This is a genomic window from Streptomyces sp. NPDC050388, assembly GCF_040655635.1.
In the GTDB taxonomy this organism is placed as follows: domain Bacteria; phylum Actinomycetota; class Actinomycetes; order Streptomycetales; family Streptomycetaceae; genus Streptomyces.
This window is the reverse complement of sequence record NZ_JBFAKH010000009.1, coordinates 123,282-140,541: the sequence shown is the minus strand read 5'-3', so window position 1 is coordinate 140,541 and position 17,260 is coordinate 123,282. Positions and strand designations below refer to the sequence as shown.

Here is a 17,260-nt window from a genome sequence, read left to right as displayed (position 1 = left end):
ATGACCAGCGACCAGCACGCGGTTTGCGTCACCGCGGTGCGGTCAGGGCTGTCGTGATCGTCTTCGGTGACCATGTCAGGACCACTCACTGAAGAAGCGAAGGCTACGAACCGTGCGTACGTACAGCCCCAAGCCCGGCGATGTGACGCGCCAGTGGCACGTCATCGACGCTCAGGACATCGTCCTGGGTCGTCTGGCCTCCACTGCGGCCTCCATCCTGCGCGGCAAGCACAAGCCGATCTACGCGCCTCACGTCGACACCGGTGACTTCGTCATCATCATCAACGCCGACAAGGTGCACCTCTCCGGCAACAAGCGGACCCAGAAGATGGCGTACCGCCACTCCGGCTACCCGGGTGGTCTGCGTTCCGTCCGCTACGACGAGCTGCTGGAGAAGAACCCCGAGAAGGCCGTCGAGAAGGCCGTCAAGGGCATGCTCCCCAAGAACACCCTGGGCCGTCAGATGCTCTCGAAGCTGAAGGTCTACGCGGGCGACCAGCACCCGCACGCTGCCCAGCAGCCGGTGCCGTTCGAGATCACCCAGGTCGCGCAGTAAGTCCGGCCACCCCCTAAGACTGAACAGAATCTGAGGAGCATCGTGGCCGAGACCACTGCCGAGCAGCCGCTCGAAGAGATCGACATCGACAGCTACACCACCGAGTCCGAGGTGCCCGTCGAGGGCGAGTACACCTCGGAGTCCATGGCCTCCCGCTTCGGCGAGCCGCAGCCGGCCGCCGGCCTGGGCCGCCGCAAGAACGCCATCGCCCGCGTCCGGATCATCCCGGGCTCCGGCAAGTGGAAGATCAACGGTCGCACCCTCGAGGACTACTTCCCGAACAAGGTGCACCAGCAGGAAGTCAACGAGCCCTTCAAGGTGCTCGAGCTCGAGGGTCGCTACGACATCGTCGCCCGCATCGCGGGTGGCGGCGTCTCCGGCCAGGCCGGTGCGCTCCGTCTCGGTGTCGCCCGTGCGCTGAACGAGGCGGACGTCGACAACAACCGCGGCGCGCTCAAGAAGGCCGGCTTCCTGCGCCGCGACGACCGCGCGGTCGAGCGGAAGAAGGCCGGTCTGAAGAAGGCCCGCAAGGCCCCGCAGTACAGCAAGCGCTGATTGCAGCTGCCCCTGCATGTACTCCGAACGCCCCGGCGGCACGCCACAGTGCCGCCGGGGCGTTCGTTTTCTCACTGCGACGGGCGTATAACGACACGAGGCGCTCGAAGGCTAATGTGATCGGATGGTCGGGTAGCGCTTGTCTTGGACCGCAGGCGCGGGAGCCGCCAGGGCAGCGCAACCGCCGAAGACCTCTGACACCTCGCACACCGCACCGGTGGCGCAACCGTCGAACGCGCCGACCGGTCAAACCCCTCGGTACGGCTCACAACGCCTCGGCCGACACCACGGCACCGTTTTCGGCACCGCCCCCGGTTCCGCCTTCGGTACCTCTTTCGACATGGCCGTCGACATGGTTTCGACACGGCTTCGATACTGACGCTTCCTCAGGAGGACAAGTGGGACGACTCTTCGGCACGGACGGTGTGCGCGGTGTCGCCAACGCGGACCTGACCGCCGAGATGGCACTGGGTCTCTCCGTGGCCGCCGCGCACGTACTGGCCGAGGCGGGCACGTTCGAAGGGCACCGGCCGACCGCCGTGGTCGGACGCGACCCGCGGGCGTCCGGTGAGTTCCTGGAGGCCGCCATGGTCGCCGGGCTGGCGAGCGCCGGCGTGGACGTCCTGCGGGTCGGCGTGCTGCCGACGCCCGCCGTGGCGCACCTCACCGCAGCGCTCGGCGCGGACCTCGGTGTGATGCTGTCCGCGAGCCACAACGCCATGCCCGACAACGGCATCAAGTTCTTCGCGCGCGGCGGCCACAAGCTCGCCGACGAGCTGGAGGACCGGATCGAATCCGTGTACGAGGAGCACCGCACCGGCGCCCCCTGGGACCGCCCGACCGGAGCCGGCGTGGGCCGTGTGCGGGACTACGAGGAGGGGCTCGACACCTACGTCTCCCATCTCGTCGGCGTCCTGCCGAACCGGCTGGACGGTCTGCGCATCGTCCTCGACGAGGCGCACGGCGCCGCCTCCCGGGTCTCGCCGGAGGCGTTCGCGCGGGCCGGGGCCGAGGTCATCACCATCGGTGCCCAGCCGGACGGGCTGAACATCAACGACGGCTGCGGTTCCACCCACCTGGACCGGCTGAAGGTCGCGGTCGTCGAGCACGGGGCCGATCTCGGCATCGCGCACGACGGCGACGCCGACCGGTGCCTGGCCGTCGACCACACCGGTGCCGAGGTGGACGGCGACCAGATCCTCGCCGTGCTCGCCCTGGCGATGCGGGAGCGCTCCGCACTGCGCTCCGACACCGTCGTCGCGACCGTGATGTCCAACCTCGGTTTCAAGCTCGCCATGGAACGCGAAGGCATCCACTTCGTCCAGACCGCGGTCGGCGACCGGTACGTCCTGGAGCAGATGAAGGAGAAGGGCTACGCCCTCGGCGGCGAGCAGTCCGGCCACGTCATCGTCCTCGACCACGCGACCACGGGCGACGGCACGCTCACCGGTCTGCTGCTGGCGGCGCGCGTCGCCGAGACCGGGCGTTCGCTGCGCGAGCTGGCCTCGGTGATGGAGCGGCTGCCGCAGGTGCTCATCAACGTGCCGGACGTGGACAAGTCCCGGGTGAAGACGTCCGCGGAGCTCTCCGCGGCCGTGACGGAGGCCGAGCGCGAGCTGGGCGAGACCGGCCGCGTGCTGCTCCGCCCCTCGGGCACCGAGCCGCTGGTCCGCGTGATGGTGGAGGCCGCCGACATCGACCAGGCCCGCACGGTCGCGGGACGCCTGGCGGACGTGGTGAAGTCGGAGCTGGGTTAGGCCCTGTCCGGCGGATCATGCCGCAGACGCGGGGTCTGGTACGCCCTCCCCCAAGCTCTTCGAGCAGGGGGGACCCCCAGCGGCGTTGTCGTCGGTCGTCATGGCTCCGCCATGACTCCCTCCTCCGCCTTGCAGCTGCACGCACCAGACCCCGCTCGCCCGTGCTGACAAGGCACCGCCGATTTCCTGCGACCTGATCCGCCGGACAGGCCCTGGGCCCCGGGCCGGGACGCGGGGATTCCGTGCAGGTGTAGGTGTTCGTGCCGGCTGGTCCAGAAGCGTTTCTGGGCCAGCAGGGTCAGTGCGGCCGTCACAGCTTGCGCAGCCGGAGACGCTGGACCTTGTGGTCCGGGCCCTTGCGGACGACGAGGGTGGCGCGGCCGCGGGTGGGGGCGATGTTCTCCACCAGGTTGGGCTTGTTGATGGTGCGCCACATCGTTCCGGCGTATTCGAGTGCCTCCGCCTCCGAGACCTGCGTGTACTTGCGGAAGTACGAGGACGGGTCCTGGAAGGCGGTCGCGCGCAGCTTGCGGAAGCGGTTGAGGTACCAGCTTTCGATGTCCTCGGTGCGGGCGTCCACGTACACGCTGAAGTCGAAGTAGTCGGCGAGACCGACGCGCGTACGGCCGTCCTTGCCGGGCAGCGCCGGCTGCAGGACGTTCAGTCCCTCGACGATCAGGATGTCCGGGCGGCGCACGGTGAGCAGCTCGCCGGGGACGATGTCGTAGATGAGGTGGGAGTAGACCGGGGCCGTCACCTCGTCCTTGCCGGCCTTGACGTCGGCGACGAAACGGGTGAGCGCGCGGCGGTCGAACGACTCGGGGAAGCCTTTGCGCGACATCAGGCCGCGTGCCTGGAGCTCCTTGGTGGGCAGCAGGAACCCGTCCGTGGTCACCAGCTCGACGCGCGGGTGCTCGGGCCAGCGGGACAGCAGGGCCTGGAGCAGACGGGAGACGGTGGACTTGCCGACGGCGACGGAACCGGCGACCCCTATGACGAAGGGAGTGCCGGACTGGGAGCCCTGTTCGCCGAGGAAGGTGTTCAGCGCGCCGCGGAGTCCGTCGGTGGCACCGACGTAGAGATTGAGCAGCCGGGACAGCGGGAGGTAGACGTCCCGCACCTCGTCGAGGTCGATGACGTCACCGAGACCGCGCAGCCGTTCCACCTCGTCGGCGGAGAGCGGCAGCGGCGTCTTGTGGCGCAGGGCGCTCCACTCGGCACGGGTGAGGTCGAGGTAGGGAGTCGCCTCCGGCCGTTGCCGGTGGGCGCTCCGGGAAGTCGAGGAGGCCGGTGAGATCACGGTCCATTGTTAACGAACTTCGAACGGGACGGCGGGTGGGCTGCGTCACTGAGCCGGGCGGCCGACGAGACGACGAACGGGTGTGCGTACAAGGTGCATACCCTGTGGCCACGCCTTCTTTGCGCTGCATTTACCCTCTGGGGACAGCTCGGGCCGTCGCCGAGTCCACCACCACAACCGGGGAGAGTCGAGTGAAGCGCATCCTGATCCGTTCTGGAAAGAGCCCGCTCCGCGTGGCCACGCCGACCGAGTTCATCCAGCAGGACCTGATAGGGACCAACACGGGCAACCTGCTCTTCAGCGACTCGGCGCACAAGATGCTGTCCGCGCCGGACACCGAAGTCGTCTCGAACGGTATACGCACCGACCCGTCCGCCCGGCGCGCGGCCGAGATCAATGAGCGGTACGACGTCTTCGTCGTGCCGCTCGCGAACGCCTTCCGCCCCTCCTTCCAGGGAGCCCTGGACCGGCTGTCGACGTTGGTGGAGCAGCTCACCATCCCCGTGGTCGTCTTCGGTGTGGGCGCCCAGACCGGGTCCGACTACGACACCGACCAACTGCAGCCGCTCAACGCGTCGGTGAAACGCTTCATCTCCGCCGTCCTCGACCGGTCCGCGTCCATCGGCGTCCGCGGTGAGCTCACCGCCCGCTACCTCACCGGCCTGGGCTTCCCCGCCGACCGCATCGACATCATCGGCTGCCCGTCCATGTTCCTGTACGGGGACACCTTCCCGGCCATCCGTGCCACCGAGCTGACCGAGTCCTCGCGCATCGCCCTCAACCTCTCCCCGAACGCCGTACCCGTGGGAGACATCTCGGGGCTGGCCCGTACCGCGTGGGAGCGGTACCCCGACCTGCTCTACTACGCGCAGAACCTGGTCGACGCGGAACTGCTGCTCTGGGGCGACATCACGCCGGAGAACGGCGTGGAGGACCCGTTCCCGCTCCAGCTCAGCCACCCGCTGATGCGCGAGAACAAGGTACGCATGCCGCTGGACCCGGCGACCTGGATCGACGAACTGCGCGGCCGCGACTTCGCCTACGGCACCCGGATCCACGGCAACATCGCCGCGCTGCTGGCCGGTACGCCGAGCGTCGTGCTCACCCACGACTCACGGACCCTCGAGCTGTGCCGTTACTTCGACATCCCGCACGTCCCGCTCGACTCGCTGCCCGCGGACACCGACCCGCGCGACCTGTACGAGACCGCCGACTACTCGGCGATGATCAAGAATCACGGTGAGCGGTTCGAGCGGATCACCGCCTTCCTCGACCGCAACGACCTGCGGAACACCTACACCCACGGCGACCGCGGTGCGGCCTTCGACGCTCAGCTCGCCGCCCTGGACCTGCCCGCCTCGATGCCGGTCTGGGACGGCTCGGACGACGGCCACATGCGCTACCGGGTCAGCCGGCTGCGGGAGCGGATCGCCGTCACCAACGCCCGTATGGACAAGCGGGTCCAGGAGAACAAGGAACTGCGCACCCGGCTGGCCGCCGCCGAGAAGCGGACGAAGGAGACCGGCCTGCGGCTGACCGAGGCGCGGAAGGAACTGGCGTCCACCCGCAAGCGCCTTGCCGCCCTGGAGCGCCGGGTCGGTGGCATCGAGAAGCGCGTCACGGTCCGCATCGGCCCCGCCGTCCGCCGCCGCGTGCGCCGTCTCGGCAAGTCCGGCGAGAAGGGCTGACCGGGGGAGTACCGGGCCGGCCCGGGGCGTGTCCCGCCGGACGGCGCAGCCGGTCAAGCGCTCGGAACCCGCAGGCCATCGCCGTGTGGACGCGGTTCGGGACTTTCTGTGGTGCTGACGGCGGGTCAGCCGTGCGGTACGGGGGGCGTGTCCCATGCGGTGCGGGAGCCGTGCCCCCTGGGGCAGCTGACGCGCGGTTGAGGGAACGCACCGGGCAAGGCCGCTCGCGCCACTCGGCGGGACACGACCCCGGCCCGGCCGACAGGCACGCGAGGTGGCTCGCCAAGCTCGGCCGACAGCCGCTGACAACGATTCCCACCGGTGCCCGACCGTTCTCCGCGCACCGGTGGGAATTTCCGGTTCCGGGCACGCGGCGGCCGTTCTCCGAACCTGACGGGCCATAAGCTGCCGGTCATGTGCGGAATCGTGGGATACGTGGGGCCGCAGTCGGCGCTGGACGTCGTGACGGCCGGACTGAAACGGCTGGAATACCGGGGCTACGACTCGGCGGGCGTGGCCGTCCTCGCGGACGGTGGGCTCGCCACGGCGAAACGGGCCGGGAAACTGGTCAACCTGGAGAAGGAACTGGCCGCCCGGCCGCTCCCCACCGGGGCGACCGGCATCGGCCACACCCGCTGGGCCACGCACGGCGGCCCCACCGACGCCAACGCCCACCCGCACCTCGACAACGCGGGCCGGGTCGCCGTCGTCCACAACGGCATCATCGAGAACTTCGCCGAACTGCGGACCGAACTCGCCGAGCGCGGCCACGACCTGGCCTCCGAGACGGACACCGAGGTCGTCGCCCACCTGCTCGCCGAGGAGTTCTCCTCCTGCGCGGACCTCGCCGAGGCGATGCGCCTGGTCTGCCGCCGCCTGCTCGGTGCCTTCACCCTGGTCGCCGTCCACGCGGACGCGCCGGACATGGTCGTCGGCGCACGCCGCAACTCGCCGCTCGTGGTGGGCGTCGGCGCGGGCGAGTCCTTCCTCGCCTCGGACGTCGCCGCGTTCATCGACCACACCCGCTCCGCGATCGAACTGGGCCAGGACCAGGTCGTCGAGCTGCGCCGGGACGGAGTCACGGTCACCGGCTTCGACGGCGCACCGGCGGACGTCCGCACGTACCACGTCGACTGGGACGCCTCCGCCGCCGAGAAGGCCGGCTACGCCTCCTTCATGCTCAAGGAGATCGCCGAGCAGCCGAAGGCGGTCGCCGACACCCTGCTGGGCCGCATCGACGGCTCCGGCACCCTGTCCCTGGACGAGGTGCGGATCCCCCCGGAGGCGCTGCGCGAGGCCGACAAGGTCGTCATCGTCGCCTGCGGCACGGCCTTCCACGCCGGGCTGATCGCCAAGTACGCCATCGAGCACTGGACGCGGATTCCCTGCGAGGTCGAGCTGGCGAGCGAGTTCCGCTACCGCGATCCGATCCTGGACCAGCAGACCCTGGTCATCGCCGTCTCCCAGTCCGGCGAGACCATGGACACGCTGATGGCCCTGCGGCACGCCCGCGAACAGGGCGCCCGGGTCCTGGCCATCTGCAACACCAACGGCTCGACCATCCCGCGCGAGTCGGACGCCGTGCTCTACACCCACGCCGGCCCCGAGGTCGCCGTCGCCTCGACCAAGGCCTTCCTGACCCAACTGGTCGCCTGCTACCTGGTCGCCCTGTACCTGGCCCAGGTCCGCGGCACGAAGTACGGCGACGAGATCCGCGCCGTCGTCCGGGACCTGTCCTCCATCGCAGGGTCGGTGGAGCGCGTCCTGGGGGCGATGGAACCGGTACGGGAACTCGCCCGCACCCTCGCCCACAAGGACACGGTGCTGTTCCTGGGCCGGCACGTCGGCTACCCGGTCGCCCTGGAGGGCGCGCTCAAGCTCAAGGAGCTCGCCTACATGCACGCGGAGGGCTTCGCCGCGGGCGAGCTGAAGCACGGTCCGATCGCCCTGGTCGAGGACGGTCTGCCGGTCGTCGTGGTCGTCCCTTCACCACGCGGCCGCTCCGTCCTCCACGGCAAGATCGTCTCCAACATCCAGGAGATCCGCGCCCGGGGCGCCCGCACCATCGTCATCGCCGAGGACGACGACGACGAGGTGACCCCCTACGCCGACCACCTCATCCGCATCCCGCCGACCCCGACCCTCCTCCAGCCCCTGGTCGCCACGGTCCCCCTCCAGGTCTTCGCCTGCGAACTCGCCACCGCCCGCGGCAACGAGGTCGACCAGCCCCGCAACCTGGCGAAGTCGGTCACGGTCGAGTGAACCCGCCGGGATCCGGTGGCGCCGTAAAGTGCTCGGCATGAGCATCATCGGGGTCGGGATCGATGTGGCCGAGATCGAGCGGTTCGCGGCGTCGTTGGAGCGGACGCCCGGGCTCGCGCGGCGATTGTTCGTGGAGGGTGAGCTGCTGCTGGCGAGCGGGGAGCGGCGGGGCGTGGCCTCGCTGGCCGCGCGGTTCGCCGCCAAGGAGGCGCTGGCCAAGGCACTCGGGGCGCCCGGCGGGCTGTACTGGACCGATGCCGAGGTGTACTGCGAGGACAGTGGGCAGCCCCGGCTGCGGGTGAAGGGGACGGTGGCGGCGCGGGCCGCGGAGCTGGGCGTGCGGTCGTGGCACGTCTCGCTCAGCCATGACGCCGGCGTGGCCTCGGCGGTCGTGGTCGCGGAGGGGTGACGGTGGCCGCCGTGGACCGGATCCTGCTGGGGTTTCCCGGGGTCGGGGGAGCCGGGGTCGAGCTGCCGGTGTGGGGCCAGGTGCTTCTCGGCGTCGCTGCCCTGCTCGTTGTGGTGTTCGCGCTGGTGCGTGTGGTCCGGTTGCTGCGGCAGGGACGTGAACGGCGCCGGTGACCGGCCGGGCGGGGAAAGTGCCCGGTCGGCCGACGGCACGGCGCGCCGTCAACGGATGCGACGGGCACGCGGGCCTCGACAGTTTCCGACCGGCTTCCGAGACGCGGGACGGCTTCCCGGACATGGGAGTGGGGACGTTTCGTACGGGACACTCGGACGTATGCGTACTGCGTACAGCGTGGAGACGGTCAGGGCGGCGGAGCGGGAACTGATGGCGCGACTGCCGGAGGGCGCGCTGATGCAGCGCGCCGCCGCCGGGCTCGCCGCGGCCTGCGCGGAGCTGCTGGGGCGGGGCGCCCAGGGCGGACGGGTCTACGGAAGCAGGGTCGTCCTGCTGGTCGGCAGCGGGGACAACGGCGGCGACGCCCTCTACGCCGGTGCCCGGCTGGCCCGGCGCGGCGCGGGCGTCACGGCGGTGCTGCTCGCGCCGGAGCGCGCCCATGCCGCCGGGCTCGCGGCGTTGCGCCGGGCGGGGGGCCGGGCCGTGGGGGCCGGCGGTGCCGAGGCGTTGATCCGGCGGGCCGATCTCGTCGTGGACGGCATCGTCGGGATCGGCGGCAAGGGCGGACTGCGGCCGGACGCGGTGCCGCTCGCCGAGGCCGCCGAGCGGGCGCGCGGCGCGGTCGTCGCCGTCGACCTGCCGAGCGGTGTCGACGCGGACACCGGCGAGGTCCGCGGCACCGCGCTCCGCGCCGACCTCACGGTGACCTTCGGGACGCACAAGCCGGGACTGCTCGTCGATCCGGCACGGGAGTACGCGGGGTCGGTACGGCTCGTCGACATCGGGCTGGAACTGCCGGCCGAGCCGGTGCTGGAGGCGCTCCAGCACGCCGACGTGGCACGGCTGCTGCCGGTGCCCGGCGCGGAGAGCGACAAGTACCGGCGTGGCGTCGTCGGGATCGCCGCCGGGTCCGCCCGCTATCCCGGCGCCGCCGTGCTCGCGGTGTCCGGCGCGCTGCGGGGCGGCGCCGGGGCCGTACGGTACGTCGGTCCCGCCGCCCGGGACGTGATCGCCCGCTTCCCCGAGACGCTGGTGTCCGACCGGGGGCCGGAGCACGCCGGGCGGGTGCAGGCGTGGGTCGTCGGGCCCGGGGCCGGTGACGACGCCGGACCCGTGGCGGAGGTCCTGGCGGCGGACGTACCGGTGCTGATCGACGCGGACGGACTGCGGCTGGCCGACGTCTCGGCCGTACGGGCACGCCGGGCGCCCACACTGATGACCCCGCACGCCGGCGAGGCCGCCGCGCTGCTCGGCGTGGAACGGGAGGAGGTCGAGGGCGGCCGGCTGGCCGCGGCGCGCGAACTGGCCGGACGGTACGGGGCGACCGTGCTGCTCAAGGGCTCCACGACGCTGGTCGCCGATCCGGGCGCCGGGACGGCGACGGCCGTACGGGTGAACCCGACCGGTACGTCCTGGCTGGCCACGGCCGGGAGCGGGGACGTCCTGTCCGGACTGGCGGGCTCACTGCTGGCGGCCGGACTGGCGCCACTGGACGCGGGCAGCGCGGCGGCCTACCTGCACGGCCTCGCCGGACGGTTCGCGGCGGACGGCGCGCCGGTGGGGGCGCACGACGTGGCGGAGACGCTCCCGGCGGCCTGGCGGGACGTCGTCCGCGGGTGAGGGCGGGGAGGCCGGGGGAGGAGGCGGCCGGGGGAGGCCGCCCGGTGGTGCGGTACCGCTCCCTGTGGGGTCTCGTACCGCTCTGAGACACTGGGGCGCGATGAACGAGACAGATGCTGTGCGGGGCGCGACGCTGCGGGCCCGCGCCGAGATCGATCTGGCCGCGCTGCGCGCCAACGTGCGGAGCCTGCGTGCCCACGCGCCCGGTGCCGCCTTCATGGCCGTGGTCAAGGCGGACGGCTACGGGCACGGCGCGGTCCCGTGCGCGCGGGCGGCCGTCGAGGCCGGGGCGACCTGGCTCGGTACGGCCACCCCGCAGGAGGCCCTGGCGCTGCGCGCGCCCGGCGCCGGGGTGCCGGACGACGTGCGCGTCATGTGCTGGCTGTGGACGCCCGGCGGGCCCTGGCGGGAGGCGGTCGAGGCCGATCTCGACGTATCCGTCAGCGGCCTGTGGGCGCTGGAGGAGGTCACCGCGGCCGCGCGTCTCGCCGGGCGGCCCGCACGCGTCCACCTCAAGGCCGACACCGGCCTCGGGCGGGGCGGCTGTACGCCCGGGGACTGGGCCGAGCTGATCGCCGGGGCGCTGCGCGCCGAGGCCGACGGACTGCTGCGCGTCGTGGGCCTGTGGTCGCACCTCGCCTGCGCCGACGAGCCGGGGCACCCCTCCATCGAGGTCCAGCTCACCCGCTTCCGGGAGATGGTGGCGCGGGCCGAGCAGCAGGGCGTCGCCCCCGAGGTCCGGCACATCGCCAACTCGGCCGCCACCCTCACCCTCCCCGAGAGCCACTTCGACCTCGTCCGGTCCGGCATCGCGCTCTACGGCGTCTCGCCCAGCCCCGAGATCGGCACCCCCGCCGACTTCGGGCTGCGTCAGGTGATGACCCTGACCGCCTCCCTCGCCCTGGTGAAGCACGTCCCGGGCGGAGAGGGCATCGGGTACGGCCACCACTACGTCACCCCGGGCGCGACCACCCTCGGCCTCGTCCCGCTCGGCTACGCGGACGGCATCCCGCGGCACGCCTCCTCCGCCGGCCCGGTGCTGGTCGAGGGCAAGTGGCGCACGGTCGCGGGGCGGATCGCGATGGACCAGTTCACCGTCGACCTGGGCGGGGACGAACCCCGGGCGGGCGCCGAGGCGGTCCTCTTCGGCCCCGGCGACCGCGGCGAACCCACGGTCGAGGACTGGGCGCAGGCCGCGGGCACCATCGGGTACGAGATCGTCACCCGGATCGGAACCCGCGTTCCGCGCGTCCATGTGAATGCGACGCCGTAGCGCGACGCCGTGAACGCGACGACGTGGGCGCGGACACGGCAGGCACGGAAACAACGGAGGAGCCCGTACGTGAGCGAGAGCAGCGCGGAGGCCGTCACGACCGCCGTCACGGCGGCTGCCGACTCCGCCGCCGCGGCGTCCGGCGGCTGGCGCCGGGCGACCGGTGTCGCCGGTGTCGCGATAGGCGTGCTCGCGACGGGCGCCGCCGCCGGCGTCGCCATAGAGCGGATGACGGTCGGCCGGGGCATGCGCAAGAAGGCCCGGCTCGCCCTCGACTCCACGGGCCCCTACGGCTCGCTGCGCGGCACTCCCGGCAAGGCGTACGCCGAGGACGGCACGGAGCTGTACTACGAGGTCGACGACCTCGACCCCGACCCCGCCGCCGCTCCCGCACGGCGCCGCCGACTGTTCGGCCGCAAGTCGCCCGCCCCCGCCACCGTCGTCTTCAGCCACGGCTACTGCCTCAGCCAGGACTCCTGGCACTTCCAGCGGGCCGCGCTCAGGGGCGTCGTGCGGACCGTGCACTGGGACCAGCGCAGCCACGGCCGCTCCGGGCGGGGCGCGGCCCAGACCGAGCGGGGCGAGCCGGTCACCATCGACCAGCTCGGACAGGACCTCAAGGCCGTCATCGACGCCGCCGTCCCCGAGGGGCCCATCGTGCTGGTCGGGCACTCCATGGGCGGGATGACGGTGATGGCCCTCGCCGACCGGTACCCCGAGCTGATCCGCGAGCGGGTCGTCGGTGTCGCCCTCGTCGGTACGTCGTCGGGGCGGCTCGGCGAGGTCAACTTCGGGCTGCCCGTGGCCGGTGTCAACGCGGTGCGGCGGGTGCTGCCCGGGGTGCTGAAGGCGCTGGTGCAGCGGGCCGAACTGGTGGAGAAGGGGCGCCGGGCCACGGCGGACCTGTTCGCCGGAGTCATCAAGCGGTACTCGTTCGCGACCCGGGACATAGACCCGGCCGTCGCCCGCTTCGCCGAGCGGATGATCGAGTCCACCCCGATCGACGTCGTCGCCGAGTACTACCCGGCGTTCAGCGACCACGACAAGACCGAGGCCCTCGCCCACTTCGCCGAGCTCCCGGTGCTGGTGCTGACCGGAGTGCGGGACCTGGTGACGCCCAGCGAGCACAGCGAGGCCATCGCCGACCTGCTGCCGGACGCGGAACTCGTGCAGGTGCCCGACGCCGGGCACCTGGTGATCCTGGAGCATCCGGAAGTGGTCACCGACCGTCTCGCGGACCTGTTGGTCCGCGCGGGAGCGGTGCCCGCAGGAGCTACCGTGGGTGCCTATGGAAGCACCAGCAGCACCGGACAGCCAGGCTGAGCAGCCGCAGCCGCCCGAGTCCTCCACGTCGGCCGCGCGCTCCGTCGGGCTCGAGCTCACCGTCACCTCGGCCGAACAGATGCGGGAACTGGGCCGCAGGCTCGCCAAGCTGCTGCGCGCCGGCGACCTCGTGATGCTCACCGGTGAGCTGGGCGCGGGCAAGACCACGCTGACCCGCGGTCTCGGCGAGGGGCTCGGGGTGCGCGGCGCCGTCACCTCACCGACGTTCGTGATCGCCCGCGTCCACCCGTCCCTGGGGGACGGCCCGCCGCTGCTCCACGTCGACGCGTACCGGCTCTCCGGCGGGCTGGACGAGATGGAGGACCTCGATCTCGACGTCTCGCTGCCCGAGTCGGTGATCGTCGTGGAGTGGGGCGAGGGCAGGATCGAGGAACTGACCGAGGACCGGCTCCAGCTCGTCATCCACCGCGCGGTCGGCGACACGACGGACGAGGTACGGCACGTGACGCTGACCGGCCTGGGCGACCGCTGGGCGGGCACCGACCTGAGCGTGCTGTCGGCCTGAGCCGGGAGGTACCGGTCCGGGGAGGTCGCGGGGAGGCCGGCTGGGAGCCGCTTCCCCGTATGTTCTCCGTGCGTTCCGACAAGGTGTCGGCAAAATGTTGCGTTCGGTGTCCCGGGCGTGGTCACATGGTATCCAGCTCGTAGTTAGGTCTACCTAACTACGTCCGCCCCCGGCCCCCAGGAGGCGCCCATGTCGGCCATCGAGAGCTCTCGCCGGACGACCGAGCCACGGCCGCAGTCGTCCACCGGGGTTTCGATGCGGGACCTGCTGGCCGCCGGTGCGGCCGCCGCCGCGGTCTCCACCCCGCCCCGCGCCCCCGAGCCGCTGCCGCAGTCGCGGCCCGCGGAGCCGACCGGCACCCACCGCGATGCCGCCTGACCTGTAAGGCCGACCTGTAAGGGCAGGCTCCGGCGGCTACCGGACGACGACGACCTTGCGGCCGATCGTCGCGAACTTCCACATCGCCCTGCCGTCCGCCCGGGTCTCGCGGACACCGCCCGTGCGGACCTTCGGGTCGAGTTCCGGGACCGAGCCGTCCACGGCCGCGCTGAAGCCGATCACCGTGCCGTCGTTGTCGGCGAAACGGACGACGTGTTCGACCGGGAGACCGTCCGATCCGGTGACCTTCCCGGAACGGGAGGTGACCCGGTAGGTGCCCGGCTCCGGGTCCACCGTGCCGGGCTTGACCGTGAAGGTGCGCTTGACCTCGCCGCTCTTCTCGACGAGCCACACCCGGTCGGTGTCCAGCGCGTACACGACCCGGGCGCCCCGACCGGAGTTTCGGGGCGGTGCGGTGAGGGTGCCGGCGTCGTGGGTGCCGTCTGCGTCCTCGGTGCCTCGGTCCGCCCGCACGGCACCCGGCGCGGTGCCCGCGCGTGTGGTGCGGGGGTGGGCCGAGGCGTTCGACGCTGCCTGGTGGCCGAGGAAGGCGACCGCCGCGAGGGCGGCCGCGGTCAGTCCCGCCACGATCGCCGAGCTGCTGCCTGCCACCGCCCTCACCTCAGCCCCACGTCTGTCGTTACGTCTGTCATTGATTGTCGTAAATGATCCAGAATTGCGCGTACGCCGAGGTGACGGTAGCAGTACGTAGCCGTTCGACCGGGTCGTCCGACACGGGCCGTGGGGAGCCGTAGTCTGTTTGTGTGCTCTTGCTCGCTCTGGATACCGCCACCCCCGCCGTCACCGTCGCGCTGCACGACGGCGACGACGTCATCGCCTCCTCGAGTCAGGTGGACGCCCGCCGACACGGCGAGCTGCTGCTCCCGGCGATCGACCGGGTGCTCGACGAAGCCGGTCTGAAGACGGGCGCCGTCACCGGGATCGTCGTCGGCATCGGTCCCGGTCCGTACACCGGGCTGCGGGTCGGCCTGATGACCGCGGACACCTTCGGGCTCGCGCTCGGCGTCCCCGTGCACGGTGTGTGCACGCTGGACGGTCTCGCCTACGCCGCCGACCTGGAGGGCCCCTTCGTCGTGGCGACCGACGCCCGTCGCAAGGAGGTCTACTGGGCGCGCTACGCCGACTCACGCACCCGCCTCACCGACCCCGCCGTCGACCGTCCCGCCGACATCGCCGGGCAGGTCGCGGGGCTGCCCGCGGTCGGCGCGGGTGCGCTGCTGTACCCCGAGACCTTCCCCAGGGCGCACGAGCCGGAGCACGTGTCGGCCGCCGCCCTCGCCCGGCTGGCCGCCGAGCGGCTGGCAGCGGGGGAGGAGCTGCCCGCGCCCCGGCCGCTGTACCTGCGGCGGCCCGATGCCCAGGTCCCCAAGAACTACAAGGTGGTCACCCCCAAGTGACAGGACCCGAGAACCTCGAGAGCGTCGTACTGCGTGAGATGCGCTGGTGGGACATCGAGCCCGTGCTCCAGGTGGAGCGCGAACTGTTCCCCGAGGACGCCTGGTCACGGGGGATGTTCTGGTCCGAGCTGGCCCATGCGCGCGGGCCCGCCGCGACCCGCAGGTATGTGGTCGCCGAGGAGGGCGACCGCCTCGTCGGATACGCGGGGCTCACCGCCGCGGGTGCGCAGCCCGACGGTGACGGGGCGTCCGGTGACGGGGCGTCCGGCGGGGACGCCGCCGGGGTGGCCGACGTCCAGACCATCGCCGTCACCCGGGACCACTGGGGCACCGGCCTCGGCTCGCGGCTGCTGACGGAACTGCTGCGGGCGGCGACCGCGTTCGAGTGCGCCGAGGTGTTCCTGGAGTGCCGGATCGACAACGTCCGTGCCCAGAAGCTGTACGAGCGCTTCGGCTTCGAGGGCATCGGGGTCAGGAAGGGCTATTACCAGCCGGGGAACGTGGACGCCCTGGTGATGCGGCTGACCGACCCGGCGACCCCTGCGCATCCGGCGAACCCGATGAGCGCGACGAACCCGACGAACCCCGCGAACGGCGTAGAAGGAACCGAGACCCATGGCTGACGAACCCCTGGTGCTGGGGATCGAGACCTCCTGCGACGAGACCGGTGTCGGAGTCGTCCGGGGCACCACCCTGCTGGCCGACGCCGTCGCCTCCAGCGTCGACGAGCACGCCCGCTTCGGCGGCGTCGTCCCGGAGGTCGCCTCCCGGGCGCACCTCGAGGCGATGGTGCCGACGATCGACCGCGCGCTGAAGGAGGCGGGGGTGAGCGCCCGGGACCTGGACGGCATCGCCGTCACCGCCGGTCCGGGCCTCGCCGGCGCGCTGCTCGTCGGCGTCTCGGCGGCCAAGGCGTATGCCTACGCCCTCGGCAAGCCCCTCTACGGCGTCAACCACCTCGCCTCACACATCTGCGTCGACCAGCTGGAGCACGGACCGCTGCCCGAGCCGACGATGGCGCTGCTGGTGTCCGGCGGGCACTCCTCGCTACTGCTGTCCTCGGACATCACCTCCGACGTCCGCCCCATGGGCGCCACCATCGACGACGCGGCGGGCGAGGCCTTCGACAAGGTCGCGCGCGTGCTGAACCTCGGCTTCCCCGGCGGTCCGGTCATCGACCGGTACGCGCGCGAGGGGGACCCGAACGCGATCGTGTTCCCGCGCGGGCTCACCGGTCCGCGCGACCCGGCGTACGACTTCTCCTTCTCCGGCCTCAAGACGGCCGTGGCCCGCTGGATCGAGGCCAAGCGGGCGGCGGGGGAGGAGGTCCCGGTGCGCGACGTGTCGGCGTCCTTCCAGGAGGCGGTCGTGGATGTGCTCACCCGCAAGGCCGTACGCGCCTGCAAGGACGAGGGTGTCGACCATCTGATGATCGGCGGTGGAGTGGCCGCCAACTCCCGGCTGCGGGCGCTGGCCCAGGAGCGCTGCGAGGCGGCCGGCATCCGGCTGCGCGTGCCACGCCCCAAGCTGTGCACGGACAACGGCGCGATGGTGGCCGCCCTGGGGGCGGAGATGGTCACCCGGGGCCGGGCCGCCTCCGACTGGGACCTGTCGGCCGACTCGTCGCTCCCGGTGACGGAACCCCACGTCCCGGGCGAGGCCCACACCCGCAGCCACAGCCATGACCGCGACCACGACCACGTTCATGAGGTCAGCAAGGAGAACCTGTACTCATGACCGTCGCGTTGATGTGGGAGGCGCGGGCGGTGCCGGACCGGGGCGAGGACCTGCTGGCCTGGGCGCGGACCCGGGAGCTCGACGGCGACCCGCCCCTGCGCCGGGAGACCTTCCGTGCCCCGCAGGACCGCGTCCTGGTCATCACCTGGTGGGACGCCCCGTACGACGCCGCCCTCCCCGAACTCCCCGAACCGGACGGGGACCTGGTCACCCGCCCGGTACACCGCTGGCGCTTCGAGTCGGTGGCGGCGGACTGACCGGCGTCCCGCGCGGGCGACCGGCCG

General features: G+C 72.1%; 18 protein-coding genes. 16 read left to right on the top strand and 2 right to left on the bottom strand.

Annotated elements, in window-relative coordinates; genetic code table 11:
• Nucleotides 1–112 precede the first annotated feature (112 nt).
• The 3 genes from rplM to glmM all read left to right on the top strand — a co-directional run bounded on the left by rplM (nucleotide 113) and on the right by glmM (nucleotide 2,868).
• The gene (gene rplM, locus AB0I73_RS07630; RefSeq protein ID WP_363034785.1) at nucleotides 113–556 is read left to right on the top strand and encodes a 50S ribosomal protein L13; all 444 of its coding nucleotides are present in this window, start codon (nucleotides 113–115) and stop codon (nucleotides 554–556) included.
• Nucleotides 557–598: 42 nt separating this feature from the next.
• Nucleotides 599–1,111 (top strand): 30S ribosomal protein S9, encoded by a 513-nt coding sequence (rpsI, locus tag AB0I73_RS07625; protein WP_109377693.1) that lies wholly within the window; start codon nucleotides 599–601, stop codon nucleotides 1,109–1,111.
• Between the two features lie 398 nt (nucleotides 1,112–1,509).
• Complete coding sequence (gene glmM, locus AB0I73_RS07620; RefSeq protein WP_363034783.1) at nucleotides 1,510–2,868, top strand: phosphoglucosamine mutase; 1,359 nt, start codon at nucleotides 1,510–1,512, stop codon at nucleotides 2,866–2,868.
• A 310-nt stretch (nucleotides 2,869–3,178) separates the two neighbouring features.
• Here glmM and coaA read toward each other — a convergent pair whose 3' ends face one another.
• Nucleotides 3,179–4,168: a type I pantothenate kinase gene (gene coaA, locus AB0I73_RS07615; RefSeq protein WP_363034781.1), complete on the bottom strand. Its 990-nt coding sequence runs from the start codon at nucleotides 4,166–4,168 to the stop codon at nucleotides 3,179–3,181.
• Nucleotides 4,169–4,401: 233 nt separating this feature from the next.
• On the opposite strand from coaA, the gene AB0I73_RS07610 reads away from it, so the two are divergent.
• The 9 genes from AB0I73_RS07610 to AB0I73_RS07570 all read left to right on the top strand — a co-directional run bounded on the left by AB0I73_RS07610 (nucleotide 4,402) and on the right by AB0I73_RS07570 (nucleotide 13,821).
• Complete coding sequence (locus AB0I73_RS07610; protein WP_363034779.1) at nucleotides 4,402–5,856, top strand: polysaccharide pyruvyl transferase family protein; 1,455 nt, start codon at nucleotides 4,402–4,404, stop codon at nucleotides 5,854–5,856.
• A 414-nt stretch (nucleotides 5,857–6,270) separates the two neighbouring features.
• Nucleotides 6,271–8,118: a glutamine--fructose-6-phosphate transaminase (isomerizing) gene (gene glmS, locus AB0I73_RS07605; protein WP_363034777.1), complete on the top strand. Its 1,848-nt coding sequence runs from the start codon at nucleotides 6,271–6,273 to the stop codon at nucleotides 8,116–8,118.
• Between the two features lie 37 nt (nucleotides 8,119–8,155).
• On the top strand, nucleotides 8,156–8,527 hold the full coding sequence (locus AB0I73_RS07600; protein ID WP_109377859.1) for a holo-ACP synthase: 372 nt from the start codon (nucleotides 8,156–8,158) through the stop codon (nucleotides 8,525–8,527).
• A 2-nt stretch (nucleotides 8,528–8,529) separates the two neighbouring features.
• Nucleotides 8,530–8,700, top strand: a complete 171-nt coding sequence (locus tag AB0I73_RS07595; RefSeq protein ID WP_363034774.1) for a hypothetical protein — start codon at nucleotides 8,530–8,532, stop codon at nucleotides 8,698–8,700.
• A 160-nt stretch (nucleotides 8,701–8,860) separates the two neighbouring features.
• A complete protein-coding gene (locus tag AB0I73_RS07590) occupies nucleotides 8,861–10,321 on the top strand; it encodes an NAD(P)H-hydrate dehydratase (RefSeq protein ID WP_363034772.1) in 1,461 nt (486 codons plus the stop codon).
• A 100-nt stretch (nucleotides 10,322–10,421) separates the two neighbouring features.
• The gene (alr, locus tag AB0I73_RS07585) at nucleotides 10,422–11,594 is read left to right on the top strand and encodes an alanine racemase (RefSeq protein ID WP_363034770.1); all 1,173 of its coding nucleotides are present in this window, start codon (nucleotides 10,422–10,424) and stop codon (nucleotides 11,592–11,594) included.
• 69 nt (nucleotides 11,595–11,663) lie between these two features.
• The gene (locus AB0I73_RS07580) at nucleotides 11,664–12,917 is read left to right on the top strand and encodes an alpha/beta hydrolase (RefSeq protein WP_363034768.1); all 1,254 of its coding nucleotides are present in this window, start codon (nucleotides 11,664–11,666) and stop codon (nucleotides 12,915–12,917) included.
• Entirely contained in the window at nucleotides 12,883–13,443 is a 561-nt protein-coding gene (gene tsaE, locus AB0I73_RS07575; protein WP_363034766.1) for a tRNA (adenosine(37)-N6)-threonylcarbamoyltransferase complex ATPase subunit type 1 TsaE, read from the top strand. The genes AB0I73_RS07580 and tsaE overlap by 35 nt, the downstream gene beginning before the upstream one ends.
• Nucleotides 13,444–13,632: 189 nt before the next feature.
• Nucleotides 13,633–13,821 carry a hypothetical protein gene (locus tag AB0I73_RS07570; RefSeq protein WP_363034764.1) on the top strand — a complete coding sequence of 63 codons (189 nt, stop codon included), beginning with the start codon at nucleotides 13,633–13,635 and terminating at the stop codon, nucleotides 13,819–13,821.
• 36 nt (nucleotides 13,822–13,857) lie between these two features.
• Here the strand turns inward: AB0I73_RS07570 and AB0I73_RS07565 are convergent, their stop codons facing one another.
• Nucleotides 13,858–14,433: a hypothetical protein gene (locus AB0I73_RS07565; protein WP_363034762.1), complete on the bottom strand. Its 576-nt coding sequence runs from the start codon at nucleotides 14,431–14,433 to the stop codon at nucleotides 13,858–13,860.
• A gap of 152 nt (nucleotides 14,434–14,585) precedes the next feature.
• Here AB0I73_RS07565 and tsaB point away from each other — a divergent pair, with 152 nt between their 5' ends.
• Genes tsaB through AB0I73_RS07545 form a run of 4 tightly spaced genes read left to right on the top strand, consistent with a single transcriptional unit; the run spans nucleotide 14,586 to nucleotide 17,233 of the window.
• Nucleotides 14,586–15,239: a tRNA (adenosine(37)-N6)-threonylcarbamoyltransferase complex dimerization subunit type 1 TsaB gene (tsaB, locus tag AB0I73_RS07560; RefSeq protein ID WP_363034760.1), complete on the top strand. Its 654-nt coding sequence runs from the start codon at nucleotides 14,586–14,588 to the stop codon at nucleotides 15,237–15,239.
• Nucleotides 15,240–15,277: 38 nt separating this feature from the next.
• Nucleotides 15,278–15,862, top strand: a complete 585-nt coding sequence (locus tag AB0I73_RS07555) for a GNAT family N-acetyltransferase (RefSeq protein ID WP_363034805.1) — start codon at nucleotides 15,278–15,280, stop codon at nucleotides 15,860–15,862.
• On the top strand, nucleotides 15,855–16,976 hold the full coding sequence (gene tsaD, locus AB0I73_RS07550; protein ID WP_363034758.1) for a tRNA (adenosine(37)-N6)-threonylcarbamoyltransferase complex transferase subunit TsaD: 1,122 nt from the start codon (nucleotides 15,855–15,857) through the stop codon (nucleotides 16,974–16,976). Before AB0I73_RS07555 ends, tsaD begins: the two co-directional genes overlap by 8 nt.
• Nucleotides 16,973–17,233, top strand: coding sequence for a hypothetical protein (locus tag AB0I73_RS07545; RefSeq protein WP_363034756.1), 261 nt, complete (start codon nucleotides 16,973–16,975; stop codon nucleotides 17,231–17,233). Before tsaD ends, AB0I73_RS07545 begins: the two co-directional genes overlap by 4 nt.
• The last annotated feature ends 27 nt before the right edge of the window (nucleotides 17,234–17,260 follow it).